This is a genomic window from Paractinoplanes globisporus DSM 43857, assembly GCF_000379645.1.
Taxonomy (GTDB): Bacteria; Actinomycetota; Actinomycetes; order Mycobacteriales; family Micromonosporaceae; genus Actinoplanes; species Actinoplanes globisporus.
This window is the reverse complement of sequence record NZ_KB903299.1, coordinates 133,363-148,066: the sequence shown is the minus strand read 5'-3', so window position 1 is coordinate 148,066 and position 14,704 is coordinate 133,363. Positions and strand designations below refer to the sequence as shown.

10 protein-coding genes are annotated in these 14,704 nt (G+C 73.6%); 8 read left to right on the top strand and 2 right to left on the bottom strand.

Features of this window, described 5'->3' with window-relative positions; genetic code table 11:
- The first annotated feature begins 113 nt into the window (after positions 1–113).
- From A3CQ_RS57350 to A3CQ_RS57340, 3 genes are read left to right on the top strand one after another with little or no spacing between them, the layout of a single operon-like run.
- Complete coding sequence (locus A3CQ_RS57350) at positions 114–965, top strand: hypothetical protein (RefSeq protein ID WP_020511534.1); 852 nt, start codon at positions 114–116, stop codon at positions 963–965.
- A 7-nt stretch (positions 966–972) separates the two neighbouring features.
- Positions 973–2,079, top strand: a complete 1,107-nt coding sequence (locus A3CQ_RS62075; RefSeq protein WP_026205679.1) for a hypothetical protein — start codon at positions 973–975, stop codon at positions 2,077–2,079.
- Complete coding sequence (locus A3CQ_RS57340) at positions 2,073–4,724, top strand: CHAT domain-containing protein (protein ID WP_020511533.1); 2,652 nt, start codon at positions 2,073–2,075, stop codon at positions 4,722–4,724. The genes A3CQ_RS62075 and A3CQ_RS57340 overlap by 7 nt, the downstream gene beginning before the upstream one ends.
- A 2-nt stretch (positions 4,725–4,726) precedes the next feature.
- Here A3CQ_RS57340 and A3CQ_RS57335 read toward each other — a convergent pair whose 3' ends face one another.
- Positions 4,727–7,903 carry a CHAT domain-containing protein gene (locus A3CQ_RS57335; protein ID WP_020511532.1) on the bottom strand — a complete coding sequence of 1,059 codons (3,177 nt, stop codon included), beginning with the start codon at positions 7,901–7,903 and terminating at the stop codon, positions 4,727–4,729.
- A complete protein-coding gene (locus A3CQ_RS52720) occupies positions 7,900–9,777 on the bottom strand; it encodes a caspase family protein (protein WP_020511531.1) in 1,878 nt (625 codons plus the stop codon). The genes A3CQ_RS57335 and A3CQ_RS52720 overlap by 4 nt, the downstream gene beginning before the upstream one ends.
- A gap of 337 nt (positions 9,778–10,114) precedes the next feature.
- On the opposite strand from A3CQ_RS52720, the gene A3CQ_RS0113815 reads away from it, so the two are divergent.
- Genes A3CQ_RS0113815 through A3CQ_RS0113795 form a run of 5 tightly spaced genes read left to right on the top strand, consistent with a single transcriptional unit; the run spans position 10,115 to position 14,702 of the window.
- Positions 10,115–10,519 (top strand): hypothetical protein, encoded by a 405-nt coding sequence (locus tag A3CQ_RS0113815; RefSeq protein ID WP_020511530.1) that lies wholly within the window; start codon positions 10,115–10,117, stop codon positions 10,517–10,519.
- Positions 10,520–10,534: 15 nt separating this feature from the next.
- Positions 10,535–12,307, top strand: coding sequence for a hypothetical protein (locus A3CQ_RS0113810; protein WP_020511529.1), 1,773 nt, complete (start codon positions 10,535–10,537; stop codon positions 12,305–12,307).
- Between the two features lies 1 nt (position 12,308).
- Positions 12,309–12,572, top strand: a complete 264-nt coding sequence (locus A3CQ_RS0113805) for a hypothetical protein (RefSeq protein ID WP_020511528.1) — start codon at positions 12,309–12,311, stop codon at positions 12,570–12,572.
- A 3-nt stretch (positions 12,573–12,575) separates the two neighbouring features.
- Positions 12,576–13,121, top strand: coding sequence for a hypothetical protein (locus A3CQ_RS0113800; protein ID WP_020511527.1), 546 nt, complete (start codon positions 12,576–12,578; stop codon positions 13,119–13,121).
- A 12-nt stretch (positions 13,122–13,133) separates the two neighbouring features.
- On the top strand, positions 13,134–14,702 hold the full coding sequence (locus tag A3CQ_RS0113795; protein WP_020511526.1) for an AAA family ATPase: 1,569 nt from the start codon (positions 13,134–13,136) through the stop codon (positions 14,700–14,702).
- The last annotated feature ends 2 nt before the right edge of the window (positions 14,703–14,704 follow it).

The following is a 14,704-nucleotide window of genomic DNA, read 5'->3' as shown; positions in this document are numbered from 1 at the left end:
GAGGGCGGCACCCGGAACGGGTCGTTCGATCGGTGGGCACAGTGGGCGAGGGCCGTGCCCTACCGTGCCTAAGTGTCGGCGCGGTTCCGTAGCGTGATCAACCGAGGTGCGTCTTGTCGTTCGTCCTTCACGAGCTGCGCGAGACCGTGGCGGTGCGGTGGCGTGTCGAGCTGGCCGGCCGGGAGCCCGCAGTCCGCGCCTACCGGAGCGCAAAGGATCGCGAGCCGGCCGGCCGCGAGCCCGCGGTCCACACCCACTGGAGCACAAAGGTCAGTTATTACCGGGCGATCGAGGAGCTGCTCGCGGGCGGGGCCGATCCGGAGGAGCTCGGCTGGACCGACATCGTGGCCGCCGTCCGGCCGCGCGGCTCGCGCAGCACGTTCTTCGCGGTGGCCGGGCCGCACGCCAAGAAGCCGCTGGTGGGCGCGTACCGGCTCGGACCCGGACCGGTGCGGGAGATCGCGGGTCTGCTGTCCCGGTCCGCCGCGCCCGAGATGCTGGTCGACGAGACCAAGGTCTGGAGCTACTGGCCGCACCGCGACGGGTGGATGGACGAGCTGTTCCGCGGCGATGGGGTGGCCGCCGCCGAGTGCCTGATCCGGGTCCTGCTCGACTGGGCGGTCCGGGAGCCGGCCCTCGCGGCGGCGCTCGACCACGCGCCGCCGGCCTGCGCCATCGAGGACCTCGTGGTGATCCGGGCGGGCCGCACACCGGCCGCCGAGGCCGCGCGGCTGTTGCGGGAGGCGATCCGGCTGCGGCTGGCCGGCGGCTGCAGCACCGACGGCGTCGTGCATCTGCTGTGCCGCGAGTTCAGCCCGGCGCCGTCACAGGCTTCCGGCAATCGTCCATTGGCCAGAGCGATAGACCAACTAACACGCAATTCCCGTACGCCGTCAGACCAGCGCCGCCAGGCGATCGCCATGATGCGCGACGCCATCGCGGTGCTCGAGTCGGAGCCGGAGTGACCGCGCCGTGCCGGCCGACGAGGAGCGCAGGCTCAGCGCGCGCCTGCAGACGCTGATCGGCGCCGGCGGCGGCGTGACCGGTCTCGCGGGCCTCCGCGACGAGGCAACCGGCCGATTCGGCCCGGCACACGACGTCACCCTGGCCATCGAGCACGCACTCGAACTGCGCCGCGATTCCGGTCGTACGCCGGCCGAGTCCCTGCCGATCTGGGTGAACCTGGGCGAGCGGGCGGCGAGCTCGCTGCCACCCGGCTCGGCCACCGCCCGCGCCATCCGCGCCCGGCACCGGCGACAGCTACGCGCCTGCGGCCGCCCCGCCGACCTGGACGCACTGATCGGCCTGTGCCGCCGCGAAACCGACCCGGACGCGCGCGTCGACCTGGCCTGGGCCTTGCGCGACCGCGCCCGCTTCGCCCCCGGCCTCCACGGACTCGCCGACGCAGGACGCAGGCCCGCCGAGGCGGGTGGCGGCCCCGGCCAGACAGGTGGCGGCCCCGGCCAGGCGGGCGGCGGCCCCGGACAGACAGGTGGCGGCCCCGACCAGGCGGGCGGCGGCCCTGGCCCGGCCGGCGGCGACGTGGGCGGTGGGCACCGCGATGTGGGTGGCGGCCCCGGCCGGGTGGGCGGCGGCGACGCGGCGTCCGATCTCGGCGAGGCGCTCGCCATCACCGAGGACGAGGTGCGCCGCCGCCACCCCGATCACGTCGCGGTCACCGCCGCCCGGCTGATCCAGGCCGAGGTGCTGCTCGCGCTCGGCCGCACCGACCCAACCGCCGCGGAGACAGCCCTGCGCCTCACCGGCGAGCTGGCCGAGGACGACGCCGACGACCAGACCGACCAAGGGCTGCCCGGCCCGCGCGTCCTGCTGGCCGAGGCATTGCAGCTCGCCGGCCGCACCGCCGACGCCGGACGGGTGGCGCGCCTGGCCTACGCGCTGCACCCGGGCGCCTTCGACCCGGCCCGGCCCCTGCTGGTTGTCGCCCGCACCGAGACCGGGGCGCAGGCCAAGCAAACCGCCCGCGAGGCCCTCGACCAGCGCGAGGCGTTCTTCCCGCCCGAGAGCCACTACGTCGCCGAGGCGCGGCGCCTGGTCGAGGAGCTGACCCGATGCTGATCGCCGACCCGTTCGCCCTGCTGCTCGCGATGTCGGCCATGTCGGCGGCCGACCTCGACGCGCTGATCGACGGCCTGCGGCGGCCCGAGCTCCGCCCGACCCCGGCACACGACCTGGCCCGGGCCAGTGCGCTCGGAGCTCGGTACGCCCACGACAACGACCCCGAGACCCTGGACGCGGCGCTCCGGACGTACGAGAAATGTTCCTATCGCGGCCGAGTCAGAGGGATTGTCGGACGGGACCTCGCGCTGCGGTATGTCATGTCGGCGATGGCCGGGCGGCAGATCGACGAGAACCGGGCCCGGGCGCTGATCGAGGATGCCGGCGACGACCCCGCCATGCCCGGCTCGGCCGCGGTGCTCACGATCATGACTGACATGCTCGCGGCGCTCGGGGACGACCTCGGATTCGACCGGGAGGAGGCCCTGCGACGGCTCGACGAGGCGTCGTCGTCGGTGCCACCGGAGAGTCCGCTCGCCCGCATCGCGGCGAACGCGCGGGTGGCGCTGGCGATCCGGCAGGGCACGATGATCGGCAGCTACGCGGCCTCCGCCGACGCGGTGGAGCTGGCCCGGGAGATGCTGACCAGGGAAGACCTCTCCGACGAGGAGAGAACCCTGGCCAAGACGCTGCTCACCGGCGCCGAAGGCATGGCCGCGGCCCAGCACGGCGAGCTGGACAGCGCCATGAGCTCGGTCGACACCCTCACCGACATGGTGGACGGACTACCGGCGGGCCACCCGGCCGCCCTGGCCGCACGCACGCAACTGGCCGCCCTGCACCGCACCGACGCGACGGACGCCGAAGATCCTGGGCTGTCCCCGGCCGAGCGGGCGTGGCGGCTCATGACGGCCGGGCACAACGTCGTGCAGGCCGCGCTGAAGAAGCAGGACACGGCCGAGCTGTCCCGCGGGATGGCGCTGCTGCGCCGCGCCGAGCGGGCCGCTCCCGACGGCTACGAGCACCGCGTTCTGCTCCTCACGGTGCTGGGCAGCGCGCTGGTCGCGTCCTGCCAGTGGGGCGGCGGGCGGCCGGCCCTGGACGAGGCGCTGCGCCGGCTCACCGCGGCGCAGGAGGAGGCCCGCCATCCCGGCCATCCGATGTGGGCGACGAGCGCACAGGTTCTGGGCCTGGCCTACCGGGCCGACGGCCGCGCGGCCCGCGGCCGGGAGTGCGGCCGGCGCTCGATGCGCGGCCACGCCTGGTCGGTGCTGCTGCAGGCGGGCACGGCCGACGCCGTAGCCGCCGCCCGGAGCGCCGCGAACGACGCCCGGCAGGTCGCCCGCTGGTTCCTCGCCGACGGCGAGCCGGCGGGTGCCGCGGCCGTGCTCGACGCGGGCCGCTGCCTGATGCTCTACGCCACGACGGTCACCATGGACGTGCCGGCCCGGCTGACCGGCCTCGGCCGCGACGACCTGCTGGCCCGATGGCGGAACAACCCGAACGACCCCGATCTGCGGTACGAGGTCCTGACCGTGCTCACCGGCGCCGACGTGTCCGAGGCCGCCGTGCCCGAGATCCTCGACCCGCCCGGCGCGGACGAGATCGGGCGGGCGCTCACCGCGGTCCGCGCCGACGTGCTGGTCTACCTGATCCCCAAGGACGACGAGGGCCCGGGCGGTGCGCTCCTGGTGCCGTCGGACGCCCTCAGCGGGGTGCGGCCCGCCTTCCTCCCGCTCCCGAGGCTCGCCACCACCGAGCCTGTCACGCGGCACGTCGAGGCGCTCGGCACCCGGGACGCGGGCGAGGCCGACCGCAAACCGGGATCACCCATCGACGAGGTCTGCGACTGGGCCTGGCCCGCCGTGGTCGGCCCGCTCCTGGACACCCTGGACCGCTGGCCGATCGGCCGCGCCCCGCGCTTGGTCCTGGTCCCGATGGGTGACCTGGCCGCGGTCCCCTGGCACGCCGCCCGCGACCGCGACGGCACGAGGGCCGTCGAGATCGCCACCTTCTCGTACGCGCCCTCGGCCAGGCTCCTCTGCCAGAATTCCGAGCGCCCGCCCGTGGATCCGGCCGCGCCCGCCCTGATGATCGCCGACCCCGAGGGCAACCTCCCCGACGCTCGCGCCGAGGCGGACGCGATCCGCGCCGCGTTCCTGAGCTCGGCCGCCCTCCGGCACGGCGCCGAGGCCACGCCCGAGACGGTCCGCGACTGGCTGCTGGCCGGCGGCGGCGCCGTGTTGCACCTCGCCTGCCACGGCGCCGTCCGCCCCGGCGTGGACGGCTCGTACCTGCGGCTCGCGGACTCCCGCCGGCTCACCGCCCACGAGATCCTGCGCACCCGCCGGACGACCGCGATCGGCCTGGTCGCGCTGGCCGCGTGCACGACCGGCGTACCAAGCGGCGCCTACGACGAGGCGTTCAGCCTGGCCACCGCCTTTCTCACCGCGGGCGCCCGCAGCGTCTTCGGCTCGCTGTGGCCGGTGCCGAGCGAGGCCACCTCGCTGCTGATGTTCATGGCACACCACTACCTGTGGGCCGAGCACAAGCGCCCGATGGACGCCCTCAACCACGCCCAGCGCTGGATGCTGAACCCCGATCGCGAGACCCCGCCGACCATGCCGCCGCGGCTGCGGGCCCTGGTGCCGAGCCTGACCGGCGACGTGACGGCCTGGGCGGGCTTCACCCATCAGGGGTGGTGACCTCAGCGCCCCTGATGTGTGAAAGCGGCCCAGCATCGCGGTTCCGCCGGCCGCGGACCGTCGCAATGCCGCACCAGTTCGGCCGGCATGCCCGCGGGTGGCTTCCGTTCCGGGTCGAGCATCCACAGCTGCGCCCGGTGGAGCGCGTCGACCGGCGTGCACCCCTCGGCGAGATGGTGGTGCACGAGGTACATCAGCACCGACGTCTCCTCGTCCGGCACCGGCCACAGTGAACCGAAGGCGGTCCGCGCCCCCGCCGCGAGGAACGCCGTGGTCAGGCTGAACGCCTCGTCGTGGTCGATCCCCGTGAGCCCGGTCGTGCACGCCGCCAGGAAGACCTGCTCGATCTCCAGCGAGGCCGTCCGGGAGGCGTCGAGCAGCCGTCGCGCGGTCAGCTCACCCCCGGCCAGCCGCAGGCACGCTTCCGCCGGATGTGCCGGATCGGCCCGCCCGTGACAAGCCAGGTGCAGCAGTGACGGTCCCGGCGCGGCTGCCACCACCCAGTCGAGGACCTCCCGAGGCGCACGGGCGAACGCAGCCTCCGGGTAGAACGCAGCCCCGATCGCCCGGGCCTCCAACCCCGCGAACGGCAGGTCTCCGGTGGGGTCTCCGACAATCAAAACCGATTTCACCGTACGCGCCGGCTCGCGCGCACTCTCCACAAAGGCGCGCCCGGAAACGGCGTACGAGATGACCGCCTCCTCCACCGCATAGCGCCGCCGATCCCCCTCGGTGCGGAACGCGGCGTGCCACGGAACCGACGACAGCGGCCCGGTCGGCACCAGCACGAGCCGCAACGGCCCGTCCGAGCGCCGTAGTCCCGAGCGCCGCAGCACCGGCTCCATCGCCGCCGACCACGCCCAGCCGCAGAGCTCGTCCGGCCCGGCGCCCGCCTGGCCACCCGGCTCCTCCGCCGGCCCCGCGTCCCGCAGCCGCCCGCCGGTGGTGGCCAGCCGCGACCCCGGGCCGATGATCAGCCCCGGCAGGACGAGCAGCGACGGTTCCCCGCCGACCGGCACGATCACGGCCGCCCCCGGCTGTTCCCAGCTCGACGGCACCAGGTAGACGAGCGCGTCGGCGCCGGCCGCGGCGAGACCGTCCCGGATGTCGGCCGTGGAGGCCGGCACCGGGGTGCTGAGATCGAGCGCCCGCAGCACCCGGGCCCGCAGGTCGTCCGGCACCTCGAGCCCCCGCCCCGCGCCCAGCGGATCGCCGGTTATCGCGTCCCGCCCGTACCCGGCCGACGCCCGCCACTCGTCGGCCAGATCCGGGTGCCCGGCCTCGCTCAGCCGCTCGGCGATGGTCCGCGACGCGGTGGCCGCGTACAGGACCAGCCCGCGGCCCGCGTCCAGCGCCGCCACCATGTCGTCGAGCGCGCCGTCGGCCTGACACCACCCGGCCACCCGCCGGGCCACCGCCCCCGCCTCGGCGGCGACGGTCACCGCGTCGTCGGTGCCGGACTGAAGCAGCACCCGCCAGGCGAGACCGCGCAGACCGTCCAGTCCCCACCGGCGCGACTCGGCCCGGTCGCCCTCGCCGAGCTGCCGCAGCGCCTCGCCGCGGGAGAGCGCGAAGGCGGTCCATCGTGGATGGTGCGGTCCCGCGGCCATGCCGAGGCCGTCCTCGGTCCAGCGCAGCAGCCGGTGGGCCGCCTCCGGGTCACCGGGCTCGTCCACGAGCAGCGATTCCGCCGCGGCGACCGCCAGGCCCAGCGCGACCAGCCGCAGCAGGTGGCCGGGCGGCAGGACGGCCAGCAACTCGTCGAAGCGCTCGGCGCACTCGCGTAGCGCCACGACATCGTGCCGGGTCCGGGCCGCCTGCATCGGACCGATCAGGGCCTGCAGGGCGGCATCGGCGGCGGGGATGTCGCCGGCGGGGATCGGCGTGCGATCGACCGGCCGGTAGGCGCCGTCGCCGCCGGACAGCCCCGACTCGATCATGGTGAGCAGGGGAACGAGTCCCTGCCGGGTCTCGAACGAGAGGGGTTCCGTGCGCACCCGGGCGAGCAGCACCTGCAGGTCGGCGCGGACGGACGGGTCGCCGAACTGCGCCCGGTCGGCCAGCTCGTAGGCGTCACCGAAGAGGCGCTCCTCGGGATCCTCGGAGGCGTGGAACCGGTCGATCGCCGCCCGCAGCGACCGCCGATCGCCGCTCTGGATCGCCCGCGCGGCCATGAACATCGTGGCGACCTTCTGCAGTTCCTTTCCGACCCCCGGGTCGACGTCCCCGTCCCGCAGCGGCGCCACGAGCGTCTCGAGCGCCTCGTCCGGGAGCCCGCCACCACTGCGCGCCCGCTCGGTGAAGGCGACCATCGCGTCCAGGGTGTTCAGCTGCAGCTCCCAGCCCGGCGGCGGGTCGGTCAAAGTGCGGCCGACGGCGGTCATCTCGCGGAGCCAGGCGACGTCCACCGCCTCGGGGTGCTGTCCCGCACCGGTCAGGCTCGTCGCGACGGCCATCCCGACCGCCAGCCGGGCGCGGTCGTCGTGCTCGCCGGCGCCGGACTCGAAAACCCGGCGGGCCTCGCCGATCACCCGTCGAAGGTCGGACACGCCGGCCGGAATCCCGTGGCTGTCCACGGCGGATTCGGCTCTCACCAGCGCCCGGGCCACCTCGAGTCGATCGAGGTAGGCGGCGACCAGCCACTCGGGGGACGACGGCTCGGCCAGGCCGGCGTCGAAGTTCTGGGCCACGCGTCGCAGGTCGGCCAGATCGTCGCCGAGGTGCCACCTCATCCGGTAGACCATGCCCAGCAGCCACCAGGGCCGCTCGCCGGCGGCGGCGGCGCGCTCGAAGAGTTCGATCGAGGCGCTCACGTCCGCCACGTCCTCCTCGGCCTCGGCGCGTTCGCCGAGCAGCCGGGCGCATTCGGCCAGGCCGGCGAGGTCCTCCACGACGGCCAGCACGGCGTGCCAGTGGTCGATCGCCCGGTCCCGGTCGGCCGGGTCCTCGCCACAATCCCATCGGCACCCGTACGCCCACGCGAGCGCGTACCGCACGTACGTGTCCTCGGGGTCGTCGGCTCGTTCCGCGGCTTCGATCGCGAGGTCCAGGTCGGCGGGGGAGTCGTCCTGGTCCGCTCGCTCGAGATAGGCGCGGCACAGGTCGCCGCACGCCTCATCGCGCTCGGGGCCGGGAGCCATCCGTTCCAGCGCGGCGGTCAGCTCCTCGATCTCGCTCACTTCGGCACCTCCGTCAGCACACCGAGAGTCGAGGCCGCCCAGTCGTACGGGTCGTCCGGGCCGGGACCGGCGTCACGGGTCATGGCGAAACCGCCCGGCACGCCCCGGCTCGACGCCTCGTCGAGGGAACCCTGCTCGAACGGCCGGGCGCTGAACTGCTCCTCGGCGACGATCAGCTTGAGCCAGTCGCACGTCCGCGCCCCGGCCGCCACGCTCTCCCCGGTCGGCAGGCTGAATTGCACCGGGCGGCCGTCGAGCGCCGCGCCGTGCAGCCGCGGCCCGATGAGCGCGCCCGGGAACAATCCACTGTGGATTCGATGGCGTGCGGTGAGATCGAGCAGCACGCAGTAGAGCGTCCGTCCGGTCGTGTTGTGCAGCCGGACGAAGACGGTCGGCGCGACCCACCCGCCGTTTTCCCAGCGGTATCGCAGCCGCACCAGGCCGTCGTCCCCGGGCCGTAGGGGCGGCCGGTCGAGCGGCACCCGGCGCTCACCGGGAAGAGCAGGAACAATTTCCAGCCGTACGCCGCCGGCCAGGCTCGAGGCGGGGTTGGTGAAGGCACGCACCCGCCGCCACCGGGCGATGTGCTCGCCGGCCTGAACCGTCCGGTGCACCCGGCGGACCGGGTCGTCGTCGGCGATGTCGGGCGCCAGGACCGTTCCGTCGGTCCCGCGGATCCGCGCCCGGCCGGGCCGGGGCTCCGACACCAGCAGGTCCGGCGCGTCCCGTTCGGCCGGATCGGCGACGCGCACCCAGGGCGACCCCGCCGCCGCCCGGCGCCAGGTCTCCGCGTCGCCGTCGACGGCGAGAGTCAGGGCCGGCTGCGGCAGCTGGGTGAAGACGACCTGGTACTGACGGGCGGGATCCGGCGTCCAGCCGTCCGGCTCCACGATGGACCGCTCGGTCAGCACCGAGACCACCCGGCCGGTCCGGTCCGGCGAGCCGGCGACCGCGACCCGCGCGAGGCCGGCGGCCACCGGCGGCACGTCGTGGCACGCCCCCGCGTCGATCTCCCACCGGTTGCCCCGATGCCGCATCGTGATCCCGGAGGCGGGCGCGCGCAGCCGGCCGCCCAGGAACGGCCGGTCGGCGGGACCGTCCCCGGTCAGCTGCGGCACCTGGGCCGGCAGCCGGTTCTCCACCGTGCACCGCGCCGCGGCCAGCAGCTCGCGATAGGTCGCGCCCGGGCCGAGCTGGTTGAGTGCGGACAGCAGGGCCCAGCTGAACACGCCGTGCATCCCCTCGGACCGGACCCGGAGCTCGGCGGCCACCTCGTCCTTGCGGCAGGCGGTGAGGCCGACGAGCCAGCTGCGCTCGGGCAGCGCCGACCAGCCGTCCCGCAGCTCGGGGATGAGGAGCGCCGGGTCGGGGGCGGCGAGCGCCGACCGCGCGGAGCGGACCCGGCCGGCCTCCTCGGACAGCGCGCGCAGCGCCCCCTCCGAGTGACAACAGTCCAGGACGGCGGCGACGTGCGCGCCGCCCGCCGCGGGCCGGTCGAGCAGGACGGAGAGCTCCTTGTCGTAGAGGTCGGGCACGTCGCCGTCGCGGGAGTCGGCGCAGACCAGGGTCTGCAGCCGGCCGTCCGGTTCGAGGTGCCACAGCTCCCGGGGCAGCGGCCCGGCCGAGCCGTGCCCGGAGTACCACAGCAGCGCGGTGTCACCGTCCCCCGCCTGGCCCAGATGGTCCCGCAGGGCCTCGACGACCGCCTGCCGGGTCGCCTTGCCGTCGTGCAGCTCCACCGCGCTCAGCTCGCCGGGCTCCACCCTCGAGCGCAGGTAGGCCAGCGCGGCGGCCGTGTCGTTGACGGCGCCGCGCAACGGCGGCGCCGCGCGGTAGTCGTCGATTCCGATCAGGAGCGCGTAAACCGAGCCCATGCGCCATTCCTCGTCCTCGCGCCGGCGATATGCCGCAACAGTACAGCGCCATTGCCACCGATGTGGATCACCCATTCCACGGAATTCGGCAATTTCGTGGAATGGTCCTGCTCAGCGCGGTCGGCGCGCTTCCGTATCCGTCCTGAGCTGCGGATATGGTATTACCCGGTATGGCTCGTACCTTCGGTCAGTCGGGTTTGGCATTGACGGCTCTGGCGGTCGCCGCAATTGCGCTGTTAGTGTCCGGGATCATCGGAAAGGCCCGCTGGAAAACGCGAGAAGCGACCGGAGAGAAATGGATTTCGCGCGACGGCGGCGCGTTGAGGCGCGCCCAGACATGCGGTCGACCGCCGGGCAGGACCGGCAACTGTTCCAGCCGGATCATCGGCAGCGCCGCAAGGCCCGCCACGCCGGCATCCTCGAGGCGGCGCACCGCTGCGACGCCGGGCTGGACGCGGCGAGCCGGGCCCAGTTGTCCGGGTGGATCCGGGCCGAGTACGAGCGGGAGTTCGGCGACGTGCCGCTCGGCCTGTTCTCGCTGTGCCACCTCGGGCCGCCGTACATCGACCACCGGCTCGACCTGTGGCAGTCCATCCTCGAGCACTACGCCCCGGCCGACGTCGTGCCGGCGCCCTTCGCCCAGGCCCGGATGCTGGTCCGCTCCGGCGCCTACGAATTCGTCGAGGTCTACGCGAGCGGAGAGCTCCGCCCGGTCCTCAACGACGGCTCGGTCGTCACCTGAAAGGGATGCGGATTAATGCCAGATCTTGACAGCACCATCCTGAACCGGGTGAACGAGGTGCAGGGACTCGTGGTGCGCCTCGAACAGGGCGTCGGCCAGGTCAGCATGCAGGTGGCGACCGTCGGCCAGCAGGCGCAGGAGACCCGCAGCGAGCTCCAGCAGCTGACCCGCGACTTCCAGAAGTACGTGCTGGACGCGCAGAAGGCCGTCAACCTGCAGCTCGCCCAGACCCAGATCGTCGGCGTCGAGGCGCAGCTGGAGCACCAGTTCGGCCACTACAAGGTGGTCCGCAACGTCGCGACCGGCATGCTGCAGAGCTTCGACGTCGGCCTCGTCTCGGACGCGACCGTGCGGCAGACCGGCGAGCAGCTGATGATGGAGACGCCGCGGTACTGGCTGGCGCCGGTGCTGGTGGCCATGGGCGCCTGGCTCGCCGACGACCCGGAGCGGTGCGACCGCGCGGTGCGGACGGCATACGAGCGTTCCGCGTCCAAGACCTCGCTGTTCATGGCGCTGACCCTGCGCCGGCAGGGTCGCGAGGAGGGCTCGCTGCGCTGGCTGCGGCACTACCTGGCCGCGCTCGACCCGAGCGAGCTCGGCCGCGAGTTCGCGATGATTCTCGAGTCGGTGTCGCAGGGCGCGTTCGGCCCGGCCGGCGTGACGCTCATCCAGCAGCGCCTCGACGAATGGCGTGAGCGGTTGCTCAGCGACGAGTCGCGGTACACCGCCCAGGTCAATCGGTGGCGTGCCGAGATCGATCAGCACGTCGCGCCGTCCGCCTCCGACAGCTACCCGCGGCTGGTCCAGGTCTCGCCGCAGTTCCGGGAGCTCGACGCCGCGCTGAGCCGGGCGGGCGCCCACGAGAACCTGATCCGCAAGTACTCGGCCATGGCCGCGGAGGAGCCGACCCCGGCCGAACGGCTCGAGGACCAGGTGGACGACATCCTCGACCTGCTCGTCACCGGGTACGACGACGAGGAACTGCCGCTGCGCCGCGAGCACGCCGAACACCATGCCGTCGTACGCCATGAGGGTGACAAGGTCGCGGCCCGGCGCTCGCTGGACACCGACCTGCTCGCCCTGGACAAGAAGCTCGACTACCTGACCATCCAGTCCGAATCGGCGCTCGCTCCCGACAAGCTGGGCGTCTCCCGGGCGACGCAGCGGATGGCGGTCTCCTCGTGCCACGATTGGTTCGCCCAGGCACACGCCGCCTACAGCCGCGACTACCGGGCCGCGATCCCGGCCGACGTCGAGGCGGTCTTCGAGGGCCAGCACACCCGCGAGGGCGTGGTCTTCCAGCTGCCCCGCTGGTCCGGCTCCTTCAACCGGCCGATGGAGGAGCTGGAGCGCTCCCTCGCCTCGCACTGGGACCGGCACGTTCAGCCGTTCATCGACAAGCTCGCCTACAAGTGGGGCACGAACCTCGTCGCGCCGATCGCGGTCACCGTGGTGCTGCTCGTCTGCGGTGTGGCCGTTCACCCGGCGATCATGCTCATCGCCCTGCTGGTGGGCGGCGGCTGGGGGCTCTACCTGTGGACCCAGGCGCAGGCCGCCGAGAAACGCCAGCAGGACGTGCGCAACATGCTCCACAACGCCAAGCAGAACTCGTTGCAGCAGCTGCGCGGGGCCGGCGCGGAGGTCGTCGACTGGTCGAACGCCTTCAAGCGCGCCGACGGCCGCGAGCCCGAGGTGCGGGCGCTGATCGCCGACCTCGCCCTGGCCGGGAACGCGGCCAGCCCCTATGAGCGGCGCGTCGCGGACAACGGCGTGCGGACAGGAGCCTGAGATGACCCAGCCCGCCGGTTACCCGCAGATCCCGCAACAGTTCATCCCGCCGCCGCAAACCCCACCCCAAACCCCGCCGCCACCGTACGTCCCGGACGCGCCCCTGTTTCCGGAGGCGGCCGACGAGGACGTGCCCTGGGCGCGGCAGGGCACCAGCCACAAGCCGCTCACCGGCCGCAGCCGCCGGCATCTGCGCAACCTGCCGGGCTGGGATCCGCTGCCACCCGGCGAGATCCTCGTCCAGCGCCGCCACCGGGCGGAGTGACCAATGTGGATCACCGGTGGCCACTACCAGGCCTGGTCCGCCTTCCTTCAGCAGTGGGGCGACGGTTCCCCGGCCGACCCGGCGACCCTGCCCCGCCTCGAGCCCGCGGATCTCGCCGGCGACACCTGGGAACGGCTGATGAACCAGATCACCGCGGCCCTCGACCGGCGCCTGACCACGTGGTCGGACACGCTGTCGCGGGAGCTGAGCAACGCGCCCGACGAGTTCGCCGCGGCCCGCGCGCTCGACCACGCCCGGTGGGGCCTGCCGCCGATCCGGGCGCTCGCCGCGGCGCCCGGCCTGCCCGAGGCGGTCAGCACCCGGCTGACCGAGCTCGTCGACAACCAGATCCGCTCGACCCAGGACCAGATTGACGAGCAAGTACGGCGGATGCGGCACCGCGGAGTGTCGTCGACCGCGGTCGAGGCCCGGCTGCGCACCGTACGCGAGAACCCGCTGACCGCCGTTCTGAGCCAGTCGCACGCCACCCGCGGCGGCTGGGACGCCGACCCGACCGTGACGCCGCGCAGGCGCGTGAGCCCGCACTGACCGGAGCGCAGAATGTCGAACTACGCCGAGTCCGCCAAGGATCTGGACAGCTACATCTCCGCCCGGGTGCCGCTCATCGGCGTGCGCAGCATCGAGCAGACCCGGGCGCTGCGCCTGGTCAAGCAGATGGCCGTGAACCCGCGCCGGGCCAGCCTCCCGTTCTGGGTCTACACCCGGGCCACCGGCCTGCGCGACCTGCGCACCAACGCGCCCGCACAGGAGGACCGCTCGCTGACCGGCGCGATGGACTTCGCCGCGCAGCAGTTCACCAACCGGGCCCAGGCGACGGTCGTCTTCGTCGATCCCGAGGACCTCAGCGACGACAACACCGCCAGCCGGCACGTCGCCGAGCTGGCCCGCCTCGCCGACGCCAACTCGGGCAGCGTCGTCATCGTCACCGACTCCCCACTGTGGAGCGGCCTCGAGCGGCTCGGCATGAGCGTCAACCTCGACCTGCCCGACTCCGGCGAGATGTACGAGGTGATCGTCGAGTTCCTGCGCGACCACCACGGCGTCGTCCCGATCGCCTGGTCCGAGCAGGACGCGCGGACCGCCGCCGAGTTCCTCGTCGGGGTGCCCGAGGGCACCGCGATCAACGTGATGGCCACCCTGGTCGCGAAGGGCTCGGTCGACAAGGACGACGTCCAGCGGCTGGCCGAGTTCAAGGACAAGCACTTCGGCTCGCTCTCCGGCCTGGAACGGGTGAAGCTCAAGCCGGCCGACACCGAGGTCGGCGGGCTCACCAGCCTCCGCGCCTGGCTGCGCCGCAAACAGCGGATCATCTCGGCCGACCTGCGCGGCACCGATCTGCGCCCGCCGCGCGGCGTGCTCCTGGTCGGCGTGCCCGGCTGCGGCAAATCCCTGTCGGCCAAGGCGATCTCGGCCGAGTGGCGGCTCCCGCTCTACCGGCTCGACCTCGGCGCGATCCTCGGCCAGTACGTCGGGCAGTCCGAGGGCCGGCTGCGCGAGGCGCTGGACACCGCCGACCGGGTGGCGCCCTGCGTGCTCTGGATCGACGAGATCGAGAAGGGGCTGGCCGGGATGAACGACAGCACCGGCGTCAGCCGCCGCTTGGTCGGCCAGTTCCTGTTCTGGCTGCAGGAGTCCCGCCACCGGGTTTTCGTGGTCGCCACCAGCAACGACGTCCGCTCGCTGCCGCCCGAGCTGCTCCGCAAGGGCCGCTTCGACGAACTGTTCTTCGTCGACCTGCCGGACACCGGCGACCGTCACGAGATCATCGAGATGTACTACCGGCGCTACGTACGCCAGGATCCGGCGCCGGAGCTGGTCGACAAGCTCGTCGGGCTGTCCGAAGGCTTCGCCGGCTCCGACATCGAGTCGGCGCTCCACGAGGTCGGCGAGCAGATCTTCCTGAACGGCCCGCAGTCGCTGCGGCCCGAGTTCGTCATCGACACCTTCACCAACACGTTCCCGCTCAGCCGCACCAACCCGGAGCAGATCGAGGAGATCCGGGCCTGGGGCCGGGACCGGGCAGTTCCGGCCGGCCGGTCGCCGGTCAGCGCCACCGACCTGGGCCCGGGGGCGGCGCGCAGCCGCCGGGTCGTCGTCTTCGGGGACTGACC